The sequence below is a fragment of the Natronobacterium haloterrestre genome, from assembly GCF_900112205.1.
GTDB lineage: Archaea > Halobacteriota > Halobacteria > Halobacteriales > Natrialbaceae > Natronobacterium > Natronobacterium haloterrestre.
Genome location: NZ_FOKW01000005.1, coordinates 24,643 through 46,523, shown reverse-complemented (window position 1 = coordinate 46,523; position 21,881 = coordinate 24,643). Strand labels below are relative to the sequence as shown.

The 21,881-nt window shown below is 67.2% G+C and carries 16 protein-coding genes and 1 pseudogene; 13 read left to right on the top strand and 4 right to left on the bottom strand.

Annotated features, from left to right (window positions below; all coding sequences use genetic code 11):
- Positions 1-165 precede the first annotated feature (165 nt).
- The 6 genes and pseudogenes from phnD (at position 166) to BM113_RS10915 (ending at position 5,387) form a co-directional block, all read left to right on the top strand.
- Complete coding sequence (phnD, locus tag BM113_RS10940) at positions 166-1,209, top strand: phosphate/phosphite/phosphonate ABC transporter substrate-binding protein (RefSeq protein WP_089787951.1); 1,044 nt, start codon at positions 166-168, stop codon at positions 1,207-1,209.
- A 78-nt stretch (positions 1,210-1,287) separates the two neighbouring features.
- Positions 1,288-2,109 (top strand): phosphonate ABC transporter ATP-binding protein, encoded by an 822-nt coding sequence (locus BM113_RS10935; RefSeq protein ID WP_089787949.1) that lies wholly within the window; start codon positions 1,288-1,290, stop codon positions 2,107-2,109.
- Positions 2,106-3,122 (top strand): phosphonate ABC transporter, permease protein PhnE, encoded by a 1,017-nt coding sequence (phnE, locus tag BM113_RS10930; protein ID WP_089787947.1) that lies wholly within the window; start codon positions 2,106-2,108, stop codon positions 3,120-3,122. The genes BM113_RS10935 and phnE overlap by 4 nt, the downstream gene beginning before the upstream one ends.
- 103 nt (positions 3,123-3,225) lie before the next feature.
- Positions 3,226-3,351 (top strand): annotated as a pseudogene (locus BM113_RS10925) (IS6 family transposase); the annotation flags it as partial.
- A 260-nt stretch (positions 3,352-3,611) separates the two neighbouring features.
- Positions 3,612-4,112: a P-loop nucleotide/nucleoside kinase family protein gene (locus BM113_RS10920; protein ID WP_089787945.1), complete on the top strand. Its 501-nt coding sequence runs from the start codon at positions 3,612-3,614 to the stop codon at positions 4,110-4,112.
- A 93-nt stretch (positions 4,113-4,205) separates the two neighbouring features.
- On the top strand, positions 4,206-5,387 hold the full coding sequence (locus tag BM113_RS10915; RefSeq protein ID WP_089787943.1) for an HD domain-containing protein: 1,182 nt from the start codon (positions 4,206-4,208) through the stop codon (positions 5,385-5,387).
- A 12-nt stretch (positions 5,388-5,399) separates the two neighbouring features.
- Here BM113_RS10915 and BM113_RS10910 read toward each other — a convergent pair whose 3' ends face one another.
- Positions 5,400-5,720, bottom strand: a complete 321-nt coding sequence (locus tag BM113_RS10910) for a MazG-like family protein (RefSeq protein WP_089787942.1) — start codon at positions 5,718-5,720, stop codon at positions 5,400-5,402.
- Between the two features lie 222 nt (positions 5,721-5,942).
- On the opposite strand from BM113_RS10910, the gene BM113_RS10905 reads away from it, so the two are divergent.
- From BM113_RS10905 to BM113_RS10875, 7 genes are all read left to right on the top strand, one after another.
- Positions 5,943-6,539 carry a DJ-1/PfpI family protein gene (locus BM113_RS10905; protein WP_089787940.1) on the top strand — a complete coding sequence of 199 codons (597 nt, stop codon included), beginning with the start codon at positions 5,943-5,945 and terminating at the stop codon, positions 6,537-6,539.
- On the top strand, positions 6,540-7,190 hold the full coding sequence (locus BM113_RS10900; RefSeq protein WP_089787938.1) for an HAD family hydrolase: 651 nt from the start codon (positions 6,540-6,542) through the stop codon (positions 7,188-7,190).
- A gap of 226 nt (positions 7,191-7,416) precedes the next feature.
- Entirely contained in the window at positions 7,417-8,535 is a 1,119-nt protein-coding gene (locus tag BM113_RS10895) for a hypothetical protein (RefSeq protein WP_089787936.1), read from the top strand.
- A gap of 53 nt (positions 8,536-8,588) precedes the next feature.
- Positions 8,589-9,653, top strand: a complete 1,065-nt coding sequence (locus BM113_RS10890; RefSeq protein ID WP_089787934.1) for a hypothetical protein — start codon at positions 8,589-8,591, stop codon at positions 9,651-9,653.
- Position 9,654: 1 nt separating this feature from the next.
- A complete protein-coding gene (locus tag BM113_RS10885) occupies positions 9,655-10,392 on the top strand; it encodes a hypothetical protein (RefSeq protein ID WP_089787932.1) in 738 nt (245 codons plus the stop codon).
- A complete protein-coding gene (locus tag BM113_RS22870; RefSeq protein WP_089787930.1) occupies positions 10,385-12,238 on the top strand; it encodes an ATP-binding protein in 1,854 nt (617 codons plus the stop codon). Before BM113_RS10885 ends, BM113_RS22870 begins: the two co-directional genes overlap by 8 nt.
- The gene (locus BM113_RS10875) at positions 12,228-15,245 is read left to right on the top strand and encodes a COG1361 family protein (RefSeq protein ID WP_089787928.1); all 3,018 of its coding nucleotides are present in this window, start codon (positions 12,228-12,230) and stop codon (positions 15,243-15,245) included. The genes BM113_RS22870 and BM113_RS10875 overlap by 11 nt, the downstream gene beginning before the upstream one ends.
- A 231-nt stretch (positions 15,246-15,476) precedes the next feature.
- Here the strand turns inward: BM113_RS10875 and BM113_RS10870 are convergent, their stop codons facing one another.
- Genes BM113_RS10870 through BM113_RS10860 form a run of 3 tightly spaced genes read right to left on the bottom strand, consistent with a single transcriptional unit; the run spans position 15,477 to position 21,875 of the window.
- The gene (locus BM113_RS10870) at positions 15,477-17,801 is read right to left on the bottom strand and encodes a tetratricopeptide repeat protein (RefSeq protein WP_245758028.1); all 2,325 of its coding nucleotides are present in this window, start codon (positions 17,799-17,801) and stop codon (positions 15,477-15,479) included.
- The gene (locus BM113_RS10865) at positions 17,794-18,825 is read right to left on the bottom strand and encodes a hypothetical protein (protein WP_245758027.1); all 1,032 of its coding nucleotides are present in this window, start codon (positions 18,823-18,825) and stop codon (positions 17,794-17,796) included. The genes BM113_RS10870 and BM113_RS10865 overlap by 8 nt, the downstream gene beginning before the upstream one ends.
- A gap of 2 nt (positions 18,826-18,827) precedes the next feature.
- On the bottom strand, positions 18,828-21,875 hold the full coding sequence (locus BM113_RS10860) for a hypothetical protein (protein WP_089787924.1): 3,048 nt from the start codon (positions 21,873-21,875) through the stop codon (positions 18,828-18,830).
- Between the last annotated feature and the right edge of the window lie 6 nt (positions 21,876-21,881).

The window sequence follows — 21,881 nt, the reverse complement described above, 5'->3', positions numbered from 1 at the left end:
CGACTACTTCGACGGCGACTCGACGAGGGGCTGGGGGATGCCGGTGATGAGCTCCCAGAGTCCCATCGGGTCCTCGTCGGTTCATTCCGTAGACCTGTGTACTGCTCTATATAGTTGAATGGGAACACTTTTCAACTATCTCTCGTATTCACAAACGAATTCCTCATGGCGGGACGACGCAAATTCCTCACGCTCGCAGGTGCGACAAGTATCGCAGGCCTCGCCGGCTGCACCGGCGGCGGCGACGAAGACGGTGACGAGACGACGGAGTCCGACGGGGACGATATGACGGATTCCGGCGACCAGACCACCGATTCCGCCGACGAACTGGCGTTCGGCGGCGACGGAACCATAGACGTCGGTATCTCGCCGTCCGTCCCTCAGGAAGACCTCGAAGTCCAGTACGCTCCCCTGCTCGACCATATCGGCACCTACGCCACGGAGAACTACGAGACCTCCGACGGTCTCGAGGTCTCCGGGAACATCGGCAGCAACTACAGCGCCGTCATCCAGTCCCTCGGCCAGGGGACGACGGACGTTGCCGAGACCGGGCCGTTCGCGGCCGGCCTCGGCGTCATGACCGGCAACGCCGAAATCATCCTCCAGCGGTACGGCTACGGAAGCTGGGAGTACAGCAGCATCATCGCCGTGTCCAACGACAGCGACATCACGGAACTCTCGGACCTCTCCGGGAAGACAGTCGCGTTCTCCGACCAGCTGTCCACCAGTGGCGCGCTCTACCCGCTGTACAGCATGTCCGCGGATGGCGGCCTCGACATCGGCGAACTCCCCGACGGCAACGGATCGCAGGCGGAGTTCGACGCGCGCTTCGCCGGCGGGCACGTCAGTTCGTACACGCTCCTCGAACAGGGCCAGGTCGACGCCGCCGCGATGGGCGGGTTCGTGCGTGACACGAGCACCGGCCCGTCCCCCGATGAGTTCCAGGAGGTCGCGACGACGCTTCACGAGGACACTGGCCTGCCGCGCGCGCCTATCGTGGTCTCCCCTGAGCTCAGCGAGGAGGAGAAGACCGCGATCCAGAACGCGTTCCTCGAGGGCCCGGACAGCATCTACCACGGCCAGGACGGCGAGGAAGGCACCGACGACGACCTCTGGTTCTCTGACGTCCGCGAAGCCGGCCAGGAAGAGTACCAGTCCGTCATCGACGTCGCTGACGAACTCGGCGTCGGGACTGACATCTTCGAGTGAGGCGGTCACGACGCCTGTGACGACAGTTCGGGCCGCTTTTCCGGCGGCTGAATCCCTATCTATCCAAGGACCCAACTCATGCCAAAGATCGAGTTCGAAAACGTCAGCAAGATATACGACGAGGACACGGTCGCACTCGACGACGTGTCGTTTACGATTCCGGAAGGGGAGTTCGTCATCCTACTGGGGCCGTCGGGTGCCGGCAAGTCCACGATGCTGCGCGTGCTGAACGGGCTCACGCAGCCGAGTGAGGGAACGGTCACTATCGGCGGCGACGAGATCAAGGGCAACCGGAGCGACGTCGGCATGGTGTTCCAGGAGCATTACCTCCTGGAGAGCAAGACCGCGTTCGGGAACGCCCTCTCCGGCGCGCTCTCCCGGAACGGCCTGCTGCGGAGCGCGCTCGGCCTCCACTCCGAGTACGACAAGAAAAACGCGCTGGAAGCCCTCCAGACCGTCGGCCTCCTGGAAGAGGCCGGGCAGCGCGCCGAGTCCATGAGCGGCGGCCAGAAGCAGCGCGTCGGCATCGCTCGCGCGCTCGTCCAGGAACCCGGGATTCTGCTCGCGGACGAACCCGTCGCCAGCCTCGACCCGAAGGCCGCCCGCGACGTAATGCGCTACCTGAAGAAGGCCGCCGACAAACAGGACCTCACCACGGTCACGAGCCTCCACCAGGTAAACATCGCCCGCGAGTTCGGCGACCGATTCCTCGGCATCCGCGACGGCGAAGTCATCTTCGACGGCGACGCCGACGACCTCACGATGGAGCGGATGGACGAAATCTACTACGGCGAGGACGCCACCGGCGACAACCTCTCGACGGACCCGACCGGTACGGACACCGTACAGTCCGGGGCCGCTGACGCGAGCGCAGCGGCGGGCGGAGGTGACGGCGCGTGACTCAGGAGTCGACCGGCCCCGAGGTTCGCGAGAAACTCCAAGAACTGCGGCGCGTCCGCCACCTGAAGTACGTGCTCTGGGTGACGCTCGTCGCCGCCGTCCTCGGTGTCACCTACTGGGGGCTGGGCTTCATCGGGTTCCAGGCGGAAGTCGTCGCGCGGCGGTTCCCCAAGATGTACGATTTCATCCGGGAGGGGTTCTTCCCACCGGACTTCCAGAACTTCACCGTTTACACGAAGGACAACGAAATCACGGGCCTGCGAGCGATTCCGGCGAGCTTCCGCGACTTCGGGCAGCCGATCATCGACAGCCTCGGTTCGTCCCGGCAGTCGCTCGTGAAGGCCAGCCTCGTGACGCTGCTACTCGGCTTCATGGGGACCGTGATGGCGTTCCCGTTCGCGCTCGTTCTCGGCGTGCTCGGCAGCGAGCGCGTCATGCCGTTCCCGTTCAATTTCATCTTCCGCGGCACCCTAAGCGCCATCCGCGCGATCCCCGCGATCGTCTGGATCTTCCTGTACATCCCCATCGGCCCGCCCGGTCAGGTCACCGCGGTGCTGGCGATCGCAACCGACAGCATCGGAAACCTCGGCCGCCTGTTCACCGACGACCTCGAGGAGATCGAGGAAGGCCCGATCGAGGCGATCCGGTCGACCGGCGCCTCGGGCACGCAGACGGTCAGCTTCGGGATGCTCAGTCAGGTCTCGCGGTCGTTCATCGCGTGGACGCTGTACATCCTCGAGATCAATACCAGGATCGCCATCTCCCTGGGCGTCGTTGGCGCCGGCGGCCTCGGATATATGATCCGGAACAGTCAGGACCTCTTCCAGTTCCGGCAGACCGCGGCCGGCCTCATTATGGTCTTCATCGTCGTGCTCGGCATCGAACTCGTGTCGTCGCGGATTCGCGCCCGGCTCCGCCCCGGCGAGCACTCCGGGAAGAGCTTCACGGAGGCCGTCCGCGACCTCTTCGACCCGAACAAGTGGCTCGGTCTGACGACGAAGAAACGGGACTAGCCTACAACTCGCCCCTCGATCGATCGCGTTTAGGGAAGACTGAAAAGTGAGGCGGGAGGAACTTCGGCCGGTTCATGCCGAAACCGGCCGCTTCAGTGACTGTATCGGCAGTATTGGGTCGAGTTTTGTGGAGCGCGAACGGACACCGAGGGAGCTGATGGGCCTCGGTATTCGACTGCATCTTGCTGAACTATTCCTTTCGAACACTGCTAATGAAATTGGGAAGTTTGTGTTATGTAGCCGTATTCTTCCGATTGTTACATTAGGTGACGAACGTATTCTCTATGTCTCCTCTATCCGAGACCGACGACATCCCCGAACGCGTCCGATCGGCGGACGACCGAAACCGATCCGTGTTCGCTCCCCCGTCGCGTCGTCGTTACAGACTCGTCCGCCGGGCTTCGTCTCTCGAGAATTCGATTGGAACGGAGCCGATACCGGGCGTCGGAATCCGTTCGGATTTAGTACCAGTACCGTCGATAGGACCCTGTGTCCCGTCCATCGCTGATCGTCTACTGCGGGCTGCCGGGCGTGGGTAAATCGGCTGCCTCGGCCTACACCGCCGAGCGGCTCCCGGCCAACCGCTACCGGAGCGACGAGGTCCGAAAGGAACTGTTCCCGGAACCGAGTTACTCCTCCGAGGAGACGGACGCCACCTATGCCGAACTCCTCGAGCGTGCCCGTTCGGACCTCGAGTCGGGCCGCAACGTCGTCCTCGATGCGACGTTCCAGTCGAGGCCGTACCGCGACCGCGCGGCCGAGATCGCGCGGACGGTCGAGGCCGCTCGGGCCTTCGTCCGGGTGACGTGCGATCTCGAGGTCGTCCGGGAACGGCTCGAGGACCGCACGAACGCCGTCAGTGACGCCCAGTTCGAGCAACACCTCCAGTTGCGCGAGACGTTCGATCCGCTCGAGCGCGACCACGTCGAGATCGACAACTCGGGGTCGCTCGAGGAGACGTATCGCCAGATCGATCGGGCGGTACTGTAGCGGCGCGTCGATCCCACCTCGCTCCGTTCCGGCCCCGACGGGACCGATCGGGAACCACCGCGTCTATACGACCTCCGCGACGAGTGTGCCGCAATGACCGTCATCAAGGACAGCGTCCACGACTACATCGAACTCGAGCCAGCCGCGGAGGCGCTGCTCGATACCGCGCCGATGCAGCGGCTCCGGTACGTCCGCCAGTTGAGTACGGTCCAGCTCGTCTATCCCTCCGCGAACCACACCCGGTTCGAGCACAGTCTCGGCGTCTATCACCTCGCCTCGGAGGCCGTCGAGCGGCTGCCGATCGAGGACGACATCGACCGCCGGCTCCGGATCGCCGCGCTCGTCCACGACGTCGGCCACGGCCCGTTCGGTCACCAGACCGAGGCCGCCATCGAGCGCCATCTCGGCCGTCACCACGACGAGATCGAGTGGCTGCTCGAGTCGACGGACCTCGGGCGCGTCCTCGAGGACCACGGGCTCGAGCCCGGGGCCGTCGCCGCGACGGTCGACGGCCGCGGCCCGCTGGGGGAACTCGTCGCCGGCACGCTGGACGTCGATCGGATGGACTACCTGGTGCGGGACGCCCACCACACGGGCGTTCCCTACGGGACGATCGATCACGCGCGGCTGCTGTACGCCCTCGAGGTCGTCGACGGCGAACTGGCCCTCGAGGAGGGCAACGTCGCGACGGCCGAGAGCGCGCTGATCGCCCGGACGCTGATGAACGCGACGGTCTACCGGCACCACGTCTCCCGGATCGCTGGGGCGATGCTCGACCGGGCGAGCGAGCGACTCCTCGCCGACGGCGTCGTCGATCCCGAGTCGTTCGCGCGCCTGACCGACGCCGACCTGCTGGCGACGCTCGCGGAGTACGACGGGACGGCCGCGTTCGCCGACCGCATCCGCGACCGCGACCTCTACAAGCGGGCGATCTGGGCGCGCCGCGACGCGGTGCCCGCCGGGTTCCGGGGGCTCGACTACGACCGCACGCGCGCCCTCGAGCGGGAGATCGCCGAGATCGCGGGCGTCGATCCCGAGGCGGTCGTCCTGGACAGCCCCGGCGAGCCGAGTTCGCCGGAATCGCGGGCACGGATCGTCGTCGACGGCGATCTCCGCCGGCTCGAGGAACGTTCGTCGCTCGTGGCGGGACTGGACGCCTGCGCGCGGGAGATCTGGCGGCTCGGCGTCTACGCGCCGGAATCGGTCCTCGAGCCGGTCGGCGAGGCGGCGGCGACGGTGCTCGATCTCGAGGACGGCGCGAACGTCCGTCCCTGACGCTCCTCCTCGCTACTCTCCGGAGCCCGGCGACTCCTCGGCGCCGGTCGCCATCCGCGCCTCGTACTTCTCGAGCGCTTCCGCGAGCGCCGCCTCGGCGTCGATCTCGAGGGCGTCGGCGAGCGCCAGCAGGGCGAACAGCGCGTCGCCGACCTCGTCGGCGGCGAGGTCGAGATCGGCGGGAGCGTCGCCGTAATCGGTCGACGTGTTGGCGTCCTTGGCGAGTTCGCCCATCTCGGAGACGAGATCGAGCAGTCGGAACTCGGGGGGCGTCTCGAGGTCGTGCTCCTGGACGAACTCCGCTACCTGTCGTTGGGCGTCGTCGACGTCCATACGTCGCTCGAGACGGGGAACGTGTATGAACGGTGGGGGTTTGCGCTCCGAGCATCCCGGACCGTGGGCGGCGGCCGACGGGCGAACCGTGCCGTCCTCGAGACGGCTCGAGGCCTCGCGCTCTGGCACCGGGCGGACCATGGGGAGCGACGACCGAACGTCGGCCGGCCGCCGTCTGCCGTAGGCGCAAGGCGTTTCCCGGCCGCCGGCGATCGGTTCACCATGAGCGAGACGACCGCCGAGATCGTACTGTTCGACGGGTTCGACGAACTCGACGCGATCGGCCCCTACGAGGTCTTCGAGAACGCTGCCGACCTCGGGGCCGATCTCGAGACCCGACTCGTGACGCTCGAGGGGGACGACGACATCGTGGCCGCGAGCCACGGGTTGGGCGTCGAATCACAGGGAACGCTCGGCGAACCGGACCTCCTCGTCGTCCCCGGCGGCGGCTGGACCGGCGAGGGCGGGGTCCGGGCGGTCGTCGAGGACGGCTCGCTCCCGGACGCGGTCGACGAACGGTACACCGCTGGCGCGACGGTCGCGTCGGTCTGTACCGGCGCGATGATCCTCTCCGAGGCTGGGCTGCTCGAGGGGCGACCGGCCGCCACCCACCCGGTTGCGGTCGACGACCTCGCGGCGACCGACGCCACCGTGCTCGACGAGCGGGTCGTCGACGACGGCGACGTGCTCTCGGCGGGCGGGGTCACCTCGGGGATCGACCTCGCGCTGTGGATCGTCGAACGGGAGTTCGGCGAAGACGTCGCCGAGGCCGTCGGCGAACGGATGGCCCACGAGCGCCGCGGGGAGGTGTTCGGGTAGATGCGGGCGGTACTGTTCGACATGGACGGCGTCCTCGTCGACAGCGAGGACTACTGGGTTCGCTTCGAGCGCGAGGAGATCCTCCCCGCCGCCGTTCCCCACGCCGACGTCGACCTCGCCGAGATCAGCGGGATGAACTACCGCGAGATCTACGACTACCTCGAGGACGAGTACGGGACCGAGATCACCCGCGAGGAGTTCGTCGACCGGTTCGCCGCGACGGCCGAGGAGATCTACGGCGAGCGGGTCACGCTGCTGGACGGCCTCGGCGACCTGCTCGGGGAACTGGACGACCGCGACGCGTCGACGGCGCTGGTCTCCTCCTCCCCTCACGACTGGATCGGCGTCGTCCTCGAGCGGTTCGACCTCGAGGGCGAGTTCGACCGCGTGATCAGCGCCGACGACATCGACGCGGCGAGCAAGCCCGCGCCGGACGTCTTCGAGTTCGCGGCCGACGAACTCGGGGTCGCCGCGGAGGACTGCGTCGTCGTGGAGGACTCCGAGAACGGGATCGCAGCGGGTGCGCGAGCGGGCGCGTCCGTCGTCGCCTACCGGATCGACGCCCACGGCGACATCGACCGGTCGCCGGCCGACACCGTCGTCGACTCGCCGGCCGCACTTCGGGAGGGCGTCCTCGAGCGAATCGAGTGACCGGAGACTCGGGCGAACGGCAGCGACGGATCCACGACGCGACCAAAGACTACGGGCGAACGGCAACGACCGATCCCCGACGCGACCGAAGCGCGGAATGAACTATTTCTGATAGATGACTCGAGGCCAGTAACTCTCCGACCAGCGGTTGAAATAGGGTCTGAGAACCGAGAAACGAATATCGCGGGCGCAAGGTTTAGTATGCGAGAATGTAACTCACTCTACAATGACACTCTTACCGGTCGATACCGACGTCCTGGAAGACGTCTGTCGTGACATCGCCCAGGACAACTACGGATTTATCTACGTCTCCGACCAGAAAGGGGAGATCAAGTCCGCCTACGAGAGCGCGGACGTGGGGCTGGTGAACGCGCGCTCGCTGTCCTCGAGCGACATGCGCAAGGCGCTGACCGAGATGGCCGCCGACGAGTTCGTCGATCTCGAACAGCTCAGGGACGGCGTCTTTTACGTCGACCCGTTCGGCGTGAAGGGGAACATGAACATCACCCGAGAGCTGACCAACCTGTTCGGTCAACGCCTCGTCGTGACGGGCGAGACGCTGCGCTCCCGGTTCTCGCTGGCGATCGACGACATGGAATTCTTCGCCGACGAACTCGCGGACCGGAACTACCTCCGCCGGATCACCGCTGGGAAACGCGACTACTACACCATCGGCCCGCAACTCAAGGAACACGCCGACGACGTAGGCCTCGACTCCCGGCTCGAGCGGGAGGCCTCGAACGGCAAGATCGCACACAGCGACCTCGAGAGCGTCATCGACGTCGACGCGACCTCGGACGTGATCCGTTACCTCGACCGCGAGGGGTACATCGTCGACCTCGACGGGGAGTACCTGGTCGAGGAGGCCATCGACGAGTACGGTCGCTACCTCGCCGAGGAGATCGAGGAGGCAGTCGAGAACGAGTTCGAGGAGTCGAGCTACGTCCTCCGGGTCGGCGAGTTCGACCAGGTCGTCGAAAACGAAATCGAGAGCCGGTTCGACGTCCTCTCGCAGGCCCGCAGCGTCCGCGGCGAGATCCTCGAGGAGACACGGGCCACGCTCGTCGACCGGCTCGGCCTCGAGGAGGGGCGCGAGATGGTCGAGGCAACCGACCCCTTCGAGGACGTCGCCGAGGATCACGCCAGGCGGATTCTCACCGACCTGAAGGCCGAACAGGATCAGCTTCCCGGCACACTCCCCGAGTGGATCGAACTCGCCGAGGAACACTTCACGGAACTACAGGTGAGTTCGACGACGGCTGTCAACGAGCACGTCCGGGACGCCGTCCGGGAGCGGTATCGGGCACTGGTCAACGAAGAAGAGTTCGGCGGGATGGCGGCGTGACACTGACACGACCAACTGCGAATCGGATCTGACACACCTCATCGACTACCACTATGCCACAAAAGTACGAATTCGAACGGATCGAAAGCGACGGACAGGAGTACGTGATCGCCGACCCGGTAAACCAGACTGACGACCCCGTGCGTCTCGACGCCCGCTGGATCGAGGGCGACGACGTCGAGGGTGAGTGGGAGCGGGCCGTCCGGGCGATCATCAAGACCGACCTGCTCGGTTCGATGGAGCTCAAGGAGGGCAACGGCCGGATCGACCGCCGCCGTGCCATCGAGACGCTCGCGTCGGCCAGCGACGAGGAAGGTGACATCGTCACCAGCGAACAGCAGGCCGAAGCGCTCCTCGAGTTCTTCGCAGACGAGGACATCCTCGAGCTCCAGGGCGGCCAGGTCGTCATGCTCCGCAATCCGAGCGACAACCCGGACGAGATCAACGGTCGGATGATCCTCAACTGGGCCGCGGCGATCGACGCCTGCGTCGAGAAGATCACCGAGACGATCGACCGGGTCGACAGCGCAAAGCAGAAACTCGAGAACCGGATGGACGACATCGACCAGGACTCGGGCAAGATCGACGAACACCTCGAGGAGACCGCACAGGAGCTCCGGAGCCTCGGCGACGGGGCGGGCGTTCCGGAGGATCCGTCGACGCTGCCGGCCGAAGAGCGGGAACGCTTCCAGCAGCTCAAGCGGAAGCTGATCTACCACAAGAAGATGAAGGAGGCCGACCAGGAGAACCTGGCCGAGAAAGTCGAGAGCGGCACGGCTCGGCTGGCCGACAACATCGAGATGCTCGAGTCCGCGAAGAGCACGCTCGCGAACAAGCGCGAACAGGTCCGCACGCAGGCGCTGAAGAAGCAGACGTTCCCCGACGAGGCGATGAACATCGTCGACAACATGGGCGAACTGACGACCCAGTTGGCCGGCGTCGGCGGCATCGAGGAAGCGATCGAGGAGACCCCGGACCACGAGGTCGGCAGCGTCGTCGACGACGTGCTCGGCAACATCGAGAGCGTCGGCGAGACCGCCCAGCAGACGGCCGGCGAGGAGGTCACCGAAGCCGACGGGGCCGCGGAGACGGAAACGAGCGAACTCGAGATGTCGTAGGATGCACGCCGATTCGTTGCTTCGAGGGGTCGGCCGGGTCGCCGAACAGGGAGAGCACCTGCTCTCCTTGCGGACGCTGTCGGGGCCCGACCCGTCGCGACGGGTCGACGTCGCGATGGGCGCGCTCGTCGATCTCGCGGAACTGCTGCGCGCCGGTGCGCCGTTTCCCCCACGACCCGAGGTTGCCGGCCGCGGCAACGACTCGAGGGTTCCCCGCCCGGACGGCGGCTCCCGGGAGTCGTCTCCCGACGACACCGGAACCGAGGACGCGCTCGTTCGGCGCGTCCTCGAGGTCGGCGACGAGCACGACGAGGTGACACTCGAGGCCTTCGAACCCTCCGTCGCCGACCGCATCGCGGACGCGAGCCGGTTCGAGACGGTCGGTTCCCGCGTGGTCGTGCCGCTCTCGTCGGTCGTCCCGTACGCCCGTAACTGGCGGCCGGTCATCGAGGCCCTGATCGAACGCGTCGAGGACGCTCTCGAGGACTTCAGGCGGATCGTACGCCGGGTGCGGGCAGCGGGTGGGAACGGGACGCTCGTGACCGGCTGCGAGGCGGTCGTCGAGATGCTCGAGACGCTCGCGCTGGTCGTACGACGGGCCGACGCGGATGCACGGTACGTCCGTGAGCGGACCGACCACCGCCAGGGCGAACTGCTTGCGACGGTCGAACGAGCCGCGACGCAACTGCGACCACAGCAACGGACTCGGTCCCGTACACGGAGTGACGACAATGCTTAACCTGACACCAATACTGAAACGAGACCAGCCGACGTCACGCATCAAGATCGGAGCCAAGAAGGTCGGACCGAACACGGACATCGTCGAGATTCGCCACAACGACAGGCGGGCGTTCTTCTACGTCGACCCCGTCGACGACTCGATCGTCGACGGGATCGGTAACAAGGTCCGGATGCACCAGAACGTCAAGACGGTGTTCGGGGGGATCGACCGGGGGAAGGACTTCCTCGTCGACCCCGACGCGGCGAAACGCGACGTCGTCGAGTGTTCGTCCGCGAAGATCCACACCAGCGAGGTGCCGCCCGAGGAGCTCGAGCCGTTCCTCCGGGAGAACGACTACCTGCTGCACCCCATGGAGGAGGTCGTCCCCAAGGCCAACAGCGACGAACTTGCGACCTTCGAGGTCGCCGCGATGGAGCCGACGGGGTACAACACGCTCCGTGTGACCCACAACACCGACCTCGAGTTCATCGACGCCGGCGAACTGCGGGAACTGCGAGCGACGCGAAACGCGGCGAGCCACGGCCCCGGCGCGCCGGGACCCGGCGGCCCGGAGGAGGCGGCCGGGGACGAGGAGGAGGTTCAGGTGTCGCTCGAGCCGAAGAAACCGACCGTCAGTTTCGAGGAGGACGTCGCCGGGCTCCCGGAGGTCAAGCGGACGGCGGAGAACCTGCTCGCGCTGTTCGATCCGGACGTTCGAGACGAGGTCGTCGAGCGGTACGGTGACGAGTTCGCCTCCCGCGGGAACAGCATGCTGCTGTACGGGCCGCCGGGCTGTGGGAAGACCCTCATCTCGGAGGCGATCGCCTACGAGGCGAAGTACAACTCGAACATCGAGGACAGCTACGGTGAGGTGAAGTTCCTCGAGATCAAGGGCAGTGACGTCCTCTCGAAGTACTCCGGCGAGTCCGAGAAACGCGTCGAGGCGATCTTCGAGAAGGCCCACGGGATCGCCCAGGAGGGGTTCGCGGTCCTCTTCTTCGACGAGGTCGACACCCTCATTCCGGATCGGGGTGACGACTCCCTGCAACGCCACGAGCGGTCGCTGACCAACGCCTTCCTCCAGGAGATGAACGAGATCGAGGACAACCTGCTCGTGATCGGGGCGACCAACATGCCCTTCACCATCGATCCGGCCGCCACTCGCCGGTTCCCGATCCAGCAGTTCATTCCCCAGCCCAACGAGGAGGTGATGGCCGAGGTGTGGCGCAAACACCTCTCCGCGATGTCCGGCACCGAGGGGATCGATTACGACCGCCTCGGCGAAGCCTCGAAGGGGTACACGCCGGCAGAGATCGCCGACCGCGTCCTCGGCAGCGAACTGCAGCGGGAGTTCGTCGAGAGCGTCTACCAGCCGGACAGGGAGCCGATCGAGCCGAATACTGACTACTTCCTCGAGCGTCTCGAGGGGACCGACCCGAAGACGATCCGCCAATACGTCGCCAGCGTCCGGACCCAGATCGACGACCTCGAGGGGTATCCGGAACTGCGCCGGTACGTCGAGGAGCAGGCCGAGCGTCTGGGAATGAGACTGGGACCGGGATCGGGATCGGGATCGGGGCCGTCCTCGCTCGAGACGTTGCTCGAGGCGGGGGTGAACGCTTCGGGGTCGAACGCGGGTGGTGATGGTGATGGTGATGGTGACGGCGGCGACGGTGACGGGGGTGATAGTGACGGCGGTGATAGTGACGGCGGTGACAGTGACGAAAGCCGGGACGGAGACTCGAGTTCGGCCGTCGGCGCCGACGGCGGCACCGACGAGTCGGGCACTGCGGACGACGGGGTGTTCGAGTTCGGCGCCGACGGCGATACCGGCGACGACGGAGGTGGCTCCGATGGCCGATAGCTACCGTCAGGTCGGCTCCTTCGAGAGCGGTCGGGTCGACGCAGTCGGGGTCGGTCGCGGAGCGATCGCCGTCGGGATCGGCACTCGCGTCGAGGTCGTCGAGGGGAGCCGGTCGACCGCGATCGACCACGGCGACCGGATCGACGACGTCGCCGTCGCCGATCGGGTGGTCGTCCTCTCGTCCGGGGACCTGACGACCTACTCCCGGGACGGCGACCGGCTCTGGAGCCAGGGAGTCGGCGACGCACACGCGATCGCCGCCGTTCCCGACGCCGGGATCTGCGGGGTGCTCGGACCGAATCGCCTCCGCGCCATCGAGATCGCGACCGGACGGGAGCAGTTCGACGCCGACCGAACCCGCCCCGGCGGCCGCGACGACGAATTGCTCGCAGTGCCGACCGGCTTCCTGATCGCCACCTGGTCGTTCCTCACGCACGTCGACCTCGAGGGCGAGGTCGACTTCGACCGCGACCTCTCGGCGGTGATCCGCAGCGTCGGCCGCTGTGACGACGTCATCGTCGCCGCCTTGCAAAGCGACCAGCTCGTGGGACTCCAGGCCGGAACCGGGGAACTCCGCTGGCGGACGGAACTCGAGGCGACCCACGTCGCCCCGGTCGGCGAGGGATCCGTGCTCGTCGGAACGGCCGCGGGCACGCGCGCAGTCGGTGCTGACGGGGCGACCGAACCCGTCGGTGACCTCCCGAACGGCGCGCCGTACGCGACGCCGGACGGGGGAATCGTCTGCTCCGTACGCGAGGGGACGGTCTCGACGCACGTCCACGCGGGCGATCAGCTAGCGCTTGCCGTCGCGACCGACTCGGTCGGCGTCGGCGGAACGATCGCCGTCGAGGTGACGAACCAAACCGATCGGGAGCGAACCGCCTCGATCGCCGTCGACGTTACGGGCTGTTCGCTCTCACCGAGCGACCGAACCGTCACCGTCGACCCCGGAGGAACCGAAATCGTCGACTTTCCGGTGTCGTCGGTCCGCGCGGAGGGGGAGGCGGACCTGGCGATCGCGGTCGATGGCTCCGTCGCTCACGAGGCGTCGATCACCGTCGAGGACGCCGCCAGCGGCGGCATCGCCGTCGAAACGGCCCTCGAGACGCGAACGATCGAGGACGGCGTCGCCGAACTCGAGGTCGCAGTCGAGAACGTCGGCGGGGTTTCGCTCGATAGCGTTACGTTGCTCGAGACGGAGGCCGGAACGGGCGAACTCCCGGCCGGCGAGACCTGGACGGGGTCCGTGACTCGCCCCTACGAGCCCGAGCGCCGCGTCTCGGTCGGGCTCGAGGTCGCTCGGGGGGATCGACGGCGGGAGTACGCGCCGACGTGTACGCTGCCGTCCGCTCCGACGATCGATCTGGAATCGGGTCGGGACGCACTCCGGGCGACCGTCGGACTCGAGGGGGACGTGACCCTATCCGATCGCCTGGTCATCGAGATGCCCGGAGCCGGACGCGTCCGATCGCCGGTGACGATCGACGGCGACGAACTGCTGCTGGTCGTCCCCCAGTACGAGGAGGGGACGGCCCGCATCGGCTTCGACGCGCTCGGGATCGACGAGCGGATCCGGCTGTCGGATTCGGGACCGTTCTCGACGCCGTCGCGCTCGAGTAGCCGGTCGGTGTCGGGAGCGGGGTCCCAGTCGCGTTCAAGTTCGGAGTCCCAATCCCGATCTCGATCTCGATCCCGATCCCGATCCGGCACCGACAGTGGAACCCAGTCCCGATCCGATTCCCGGCCCCGCAGCGAGACGACCGACGACTCCGCTCGCACGGAACCGTCAGAAACGGGATCACGAACGCGGGACGAGCACACGGGTTCCCCGGCCGACGACGGATCGATTCCGGCGGCCGACGACGACGACCGCTCGGCTTCCGACACGACCGGATCACCGACTCTCGCGGCGACGCGTCGCGTACCCGATGCCGAGCCAGCGATCGGCCACGCGGTCCGCGATCGGATCGTCCTGCGAAACGACGGCGACGGTCCAGCCGAAGACGTCGTCGTTGCAGTCGGTGACGATCGACGCCGGGTCGGTACCGTCCCCGCCGGCGAGACGGTCCCCCTCGAGCGGGCGGTGGGCGTCGTTTCGCCGGACGGCGTCGTGCTGCCGTCGGTGGAGATCGAGGTGGGGGACGTGGTCGTCGACCGTCTCCCCGACCGCCGTCTCGAGGCGTCCGTGGGAGGTATCGCCGTCAAGGCCGCGGTGGACCCGGACGACGGGACGGTGGCTGCCGACCTGGTGAACCGCGACGACCGGGACTGTCGGGTGCTGGGGCTCGAACTCGCCGACGCAGCCCGCCCGGAATCGCTTGGCGAGCGACTCGAGGCCGGCGAGACGACCACTGTGACGGCCTCCGTCTCCCCCGACGGGCAGTTAGCAGCGTTGGGAGAGGGCGGGGCCGCCCCTCTCTCGATCGCCGTCCGGTACGCCGACGGGGAAGAAGAGACGATCGACGCGCTGGCGACGGTTGCCTCGCTCGAGGGCGCTGCTGGCGGCGCGGCCGCCGGTGGCGAGAGCGGGGACGATCTCCCCGACGAACGGCCGCTCGCCGTCGAAATCGGCCCGGAGACCCAGGCTGCGGGCGAGTACGGCTCGGTCGTCCTCGTCTTCGAGAACGAGAGCGATCGCGCGCTGTCGGACGTCTCCGTCTCGGCCGGGGGCGATCCGATCAACGAGATGTTCTACTCGGAAGCCCGCCGCGAGCGACTCGCTGCCGGCGACTGGATCGAACACTTCGTCGATCTCGAGGCCGGCATCGAGGAACCCACCTTCGAGGCTGTGGTGAGCTACGCCGTCGACGGTGCCGAACGGGAGTACACGGTCCGGGCGTCGGGTCCGGCCGTCGCCGACGAGGACGCCTGGACCGACGACCACCTCGAGGCGTGGTCGGTCGAACGACTCGAGAACACGGAGTCGTCGACTCCCGATTCGGGGGGGACGCCGTCGGTCCCCGAACTCCCGTCGTCGCTGTCGACACCGCTTCGCCGCGATACCTGACCCGAGACCGACTCCCGATACGGTCCCGCGGTGTGACTCTCTCCCTCTTGTCGCCCGGTTCGTCGACCTCGAGCGCGCCAACGACATCGACGCGGACGTGGACGTGGACGTGGACGTGGACGTGGACGTTGACGCGGACGTGGACGTGGCAACCCCTTCTCTACAGGAGTAACGGAAGCTAAACGAGCAACGGGTAGAACGTTCGAGAATCGAAGGGTCGGGACGCCGGTGCTACACGAGGAAATCGCCGGTCACCGACTCGCGGGCGTCCTGGAGGTACCAGTACATCCGTCGAGCGGTTCGCGTGACGATCGCCGCCGCGACCAGCCCGTAGACCCCGATCGCGAGGAACAGCGAGAGTCGGGCCGTCTCGAGCGCGCTGGCACGGGTCTCGTGTTCGGTGGCCACCGCTTCGGCACGACTCGACTCGCCCGCGTCCTCGAACGCGGCGACCGACTCGTCGTACGACTCGTGCAGCGCCGCGGTCCTGTCCGTGACGGTGTCGTACTCGGCCGGATTCAGGAGCAGCGGTTGCCCGAGGACGGTAACGAACTGCTCGGACTCCATCGACTCCCAGACCTCGTCGGCCTCCTGGGCGGCGCTCTCGCCCGTGGCGACTGCCTCGGAGTAGTCTTCGAACGCGGCCTCGGCGTCGCTCTCGAGTTCGGCCGCCCGCTCTTCGTCGCCCTGTAGCAGGACGACTCGCGCGAGGTTCCGCTGGATCGTCGCTTCCTCGAGCAGGGAGAGATCGCCCGACTCGAGTTGTTGCTCGTAGTAGGCCTCCTGTTCGTCGATCAACCCTGCCAGGTCGTTCTCCGCGGTCGCGAGGACCTCGTCGCTGTCGGCCCGGAGTTCGTCACCTTCGAGACGCTCCGCGTACAGCGTCATCGTGTTGTACGCGGCCGAGGCCTGTACGATCTCGGCCTGGGCCTCGTCGTACTGGCCGTCATCGAGCAGGTCCGTCGCTTCCTCGGATGCATCGAGGTACAGCGTCGACGCGCTGCCGAAGGTCAGGATCGTCGAGACGTCGTCGCCGTCGGCTTCCCCGGCTCGCATCTGGGAATCCATCGTCTCGACCATCTCGAGCGTCCCGTCGGCGACGGGGCCGTCGTGTCCGGAGAGATCGTCCCGGATCGGATCGAGGTCGAGCGGGACGGGGGCGGCGACGATAGTCATACGTTCGCTCTCGGCGTCCTCGCTGTCGAATTCGTAGGTCCACTCGTAGTTCGTCCCGAGTTCCGCGTCGGTGTCGAACTCGAGTGCGAACCTGACCGTATCCGACTCGCCCGCGAGGAGACCGCCCGGCGCGCTCTGGACGGTGAGCCAGTCGTCCGGGCCCTCCTCGAGCGTCATCTCGAGGTCGTAGATGTCGTTGTAGCCGAGTTCCTCTTCGACGGTGGCGGTGACTCGCTCACCCTCGCCGATCGGTACGTCGCCGAGCGAGACGCTTTCGACCGCAATCCGCGTGTCGTGGACGATCTCGAGGTCCCCGTCGTAGCTCCCGCTTTCGACCGAGTAATCGGACGCGCTCGCGGTCGCCGAGAAGTCGTAGTCGCCCTCGGAGAGGCCGGTACTCGCCGTGACGACGACGTCGACCGTCTCGGTCGACCGGGCGTCGATCTCGTCCGGAACGCTCTGGGTGTCGACCGAGATGTCCCAGCTCGAGGCCGAAGCGGAGACGCTGCTGACGTCGAGCGGCTGGTCGCCGTCGTTTGGCACCTCGAGTTCGATCGTCTCGGTGATCTCGTCGGTTTCGTCCCGTGGCTCGTCGAACACCATCGGATCGTCGAACTCGAGTTCGCCGAAGTAGCCGGGGTAGATGACTCGAGCCTCGACGTCGACTTCGCGGGTCTCGTCGTACTCGTATCGTGCATCCTCGAGTTCGACGGTCCAGGACAGCGACTCGTGTTGATCGACGTCCTCGTCGACCGTGATCTGCCACTCGGCGGTATCCTCGCCGCCCGGACCGGTCTGGACGCTGCCTTCGCCCCAGCCACTGCCGTCCATGTCGTTCAACTCGAGCGTGGCGTCCGGATCGTCGTCCACGATCCGCCACTCGACGCCCTCGAGGCCGGTGTCGCCGCCGACTTCCTCGATGACGAGTTCTCCGCTCGCGGTTTCGCCGACGAGCAGGTCGCCGGCGTCCAGGGGATCGTCCTCGAAATCCGGAGTCGGTGGCTGGGCTTCGACGGTGACGGTGAAGTCGAACGATACACCGTTTGCATCACCGTAGACTGTGTACGTGCCGGGGTCGGCGTCGTCGTCGACGTCGACGTCGAGATCGACGCTCTCGGAATCGCCCGGCGGGATCGTCACTGTCGTCTCCTCGACGTCGAACGGCTGTCCGCCGTCGTCGACCGAGATCGTCGCGTCGACGTCCTGTTCCTCTTCGGTCCCACTCGTCCAGACCGTGACCGTGGTCTCGCCCGTTTCTCCGGCCATCACCTCCACGTCGTCGGCGCTCGCGCTGCTGACGGATGCCGCCTGCGCGGCCGGCACCATCGTCAACCCGACCACTACCGCGAGCACAAGCAGTGCCACACTGCGCCTAGACATCGCCATCACCCACCGTCACGACGGACCCGACCTGCGCTCGTTCGTAGGTCCGCTGCCAGGCGAAGATCCGCCCCAGCAGGACCGTCCCGAACAGTCCGACGATCACGCCATACCCCACGAGCACCGACGCCGAAGCAATCGCCAGCGACAGGCGAGCGTCACTCGTTTCGTCGTCGAGCGTCGCGAGCGCCTCCTCGCGGTCCTCGAGTCCGTGGAACGTCGCCTCCGCTCGAGCGTCGGCCACCGCGTCGTCGACCGTTCGCACCTCCTGGTACTGCTCGAACGTCCCGAGGACGTTCGGCGCGCCGGCGACAGCGCTGCCGACGTCGTTGCAGTCCTCGCAGTCGTCGAAGAACGCCTCGGCGTCGGCTTCGGCGTCGTCCATCTCCGCGAGCGCGGCCTCGTAGGCCGCAGTCTCTTGCTGGACCTGGAGGTTGAACTCCGCGGCCTCGTCCGGCATGTTCGCCCGTTCGTAGGCCGTCGCGGTCAGCGAGAGCAACTCCAGCCGGTCGGGGGTCCGCTCGGCCGCCTCGGCCTCGTCGTAGAGACCGTCGGCAAGCCCCTCGTAGAACCGCGTTACCGCGAGGTCGGCGAGCGTCGCCTGGGTCTGTTCGTACTCCTCGAGTTCGGCGATGTGTGCGTCGGTCTCCTCCGCGTACTCCAGACTCTCCTCGTAGTCGCCGTTCTCGGCGTGGCGGTACGCCTGATCGAACGCTACCATCGCGGCGCGCGCGGCCTCGAGTTGCGCGCGCTCGTCGTCGTCGAGGGTGCCGGTCTCCTGTACCTGGGTCACGGCGAAGGTCCGGATCGTCTCGAACTCGTCGTACTCCTCGTAGGCCTCGGTACCCTCCATCGCCCGGAACTCCTCGAAGTAGTCGTCGGCCGTTTCGGGCTCGTCCGCCGCGGCGGTCCCCGCGAAAAGCGGCGCGGCCGCGACCGCCGAAACGGCGACGATCGCGACGAGGATCACCGCTCGAGCGTCGGCGCCCGGTGTTGTCGTCGTCAGTGTCGGTCTCGATCTCATCTCTAGAACACCGTCCGTGACAGTCGTTCGCGGAGGGAGTCGTGCTCTAGCAACTGTTCGACCGCATCGAGCACGAGCAGGGACGCGTAGGCGGTGACGATCGCCTGATCTCCCCGATCGGCGTCGCCGACCAGGTCCCAGGCGCGGTTGTGCATCTCTCGGGCCGGCGCGATCTCGGAGACGTCCCGCCGGGCGTCCTCGATCTGCCCGGCGACGTCCTCGTAGCGCTGTTTGAGTTGGTTCCGCTGGCTCGTCGGATCGTCACTGAGGCGATCGAGCAACTCGGCGAGGTCGTACTCGCCGCGCCACCGGACGCCGGCGTCCGGCATATCAGCGCAGGCGGCGAAGAGGTCGACGTTGCGCTTGGTCGTCATCGCGTCGTTGATCGCCTCGGTCGTCTCCGCCGCGGCCTCGAGGATCGCGTCCGCGACCGCGTCGGGATCGTGGTCGCCGCCGACGAACAGGTGACCGGCCTCGGGCATCGACTCGACGCTCTCGAGCATCGACTCGACGACCGACGCGTAGTACTCGGGGATCGACGTATCCCGGCCCGACTGGGTCGCGAGCGACTCGAGGTCGCGCCGGACGTCGGCGATCCGGTCGCGCTGGCCCTGGGAGAGCGACCAGGTGAAGCGGGCGTCGACCTCGGCCGTTGCCGTTCCGTTCTCGCGGACGACGAGGTCGGCTTCGCCGCCGGCAAAGAGGTCCGAACGGTTGCCGGGCGAGGGGATCTCGACGCGGTACCGACCGACCATCACGTCGTCGCGGGTCGCGGTTCCGTCGCGCCCGGTCGTCGTCCGGAAGCCCTTCGAGCGTTGCTGGAGGAACCGCTCGCCGTCTTCGGGCGTAACCCGAAGCGCCATCGACTCGGTCGCGACGCCGTCGATCCGAGAGACGATCTTCACCCGGCCGGTTCGAGGCTCGAGTTCGACCGTGCGGTCGTCGTTGCGACCGAACCGGACGGTCTTCGTCCGACTCTCGTACTTGTCCGCCTCGTGGCCGATCTCGACTTCGACCCCGGAACTCGAGCCGTCGTTTGGCGGCTCGATCGTCACCGTGCCCCGCTTGCCGGTCGTCTTCGACGCGCCGTCGGCCGTGCGGACTGTCGCCCCGGGAACTGGGTCGCGATCCGAAGCATCGACGACGGTGAGCGTCGTCTCGGAGGTGACGGTCAGCACCGCACTCGAATTACGTCGGCTGACCGTTTCGACGTCCGACGTGTCGGAACCGTACTTGGCGACCAGTTCCCACGTGCCCCGATCGGGCAGGGAGAGGGTGCCGCTGCCGCCGACGATGGTCGAGGAGCCGTTCCGGTCGCCGTCGCCCGCCTCGCGGTAGTGGACGGTCGCCTGTCCGGAGAGTTTCCCGCTGCCGTCACTGATCGTCACATCGGCCGTGAAGCCGGGAGTCACGTCGGCTCCGCTCGAGCGGTTGCCAAGCAGAGCATACGAAAGCGGCGCGACGGCGGTTCCGAGGAGGACGCCGCCTGCCCCGACGCCGTGGATGACCGGATCGATCGGAAAGACGTTCCCGGTGACGTAGAGCACGCCGATGGTCCCCGCGAGCGCCAGACAGAACGTGGTCAGCGCCGAGAGGGCGACCTTCGCCGTCGTCGGTTGCCCGCCGATGCGGACCCCTGCTATGCCGATTCCGAGTCCGAGGACGAGCGATAGCACCACCGGCGACCCGATCGTTCCGACGACGATCGCCTGCGTGACCATCCCTGCCTCGTCGGTGTCCGCGGTGTCCGGTTCGACGAGTTCGACCGTCGCCGTTCCGGCGACGGTCTGAACGAGCACGGTGTCGTCCTCGCCGATGGAGTCGATCCCAGCGGACTCGAGGTCGAGTTCGAGCGTCCCTTCCTCGTCCATGCCGTCGACCCCGACCGTGTGGGCCGTGCTGTCGTTCGGTTCGAGGACGGCACCGGTAACCTCGAGGTCGGCCGCCGCTTCGTCGAACGAGAGCGTCGAACCGTCCGCCACCGCCGTAAGGCCGAACGGCCCGTCGTACTCGAGTGACTCGTCGATCTCGAGGTCACCGGCGTCGTTCGCGGCGACGACCTCGACGTCGATACTCCCCTGCGGTGACAGCGAGGAGAGTCCGAGGACGCCGGGTCGGTTCGGTTCCACGGTAGCGACGTACCGTCCGTCGCTCCCTTCCGCGACCACGTCGTACTCCTGATCCGTCTCGAGCCCGGGATACCACAGCGAGAGACGGTCGTCGATCGACCGGAGTTCCGGCTCGAGGACGATCGGCTCGTCGGGAGCTTCGAAAACAGCCGGCCCGTCGGACTCGGCCAGCACCGCGAGTTCGATCGGCTCGCCGGCACCCAGCGCGGCGACGCCTTCGCGCTCGAGTTCGAGTTGGCTGCCGTTTCCGCGGATCGTTCCCTGGAACGAGTCGCTCTCGGATCCGCTCTCTCCGCTGACGGCGACCGTGTCGCCGGCGGCGACGCCGGTCGTCGCCGAGGCGTTCAGCGGCACGCGGAGTTTGTCGCTCTCGCTTTCGTTTTCGTCTTCGTCTTCGTCTTCGTCGTCGGTCGCGTCGGTCCACACGGGTAGATCGTCCGAGACGGTCACGGCGTGAAGCGGGACTCCTTCGTGGTCGGCCGACGCCGTCTCGCCGTCACCGGTGACCGAGACGGTGACGTTCGCGTTCGTCAACGAGACCCCGGCGGCGTCCCCCTCGTCGGGATCGGTGACGTCGAACGCGAACTCGGTTCGACTTTCGTTTTCGCCGACCTCTTCCGCGTACGCGACGTCGGCGTCCTCTACGTCGATGCGGACCTCTTCGAGGGAGTCGACCCCGGACTCGGACAGGGTCACGATGAGGTCGTGACCCTCACGCTCGAGGTCGACCTCGAGGGCGGCCTCGCCGTCCTCGTTTTCGTTCTCGTTCCCGTCTTCGTCGGCCGCCGCGACGTCCGCGACGACCGCACCGCCGAGCGCGAGTGCCGCGACGAGCGCGAGTGCGACGAGGACCCGTCTCACGGTCGTGGCGCGACCGTCGGGCGGGGAGTCCCGGCGTCGATTGCGTTCGTATCCTACCATGTCTGC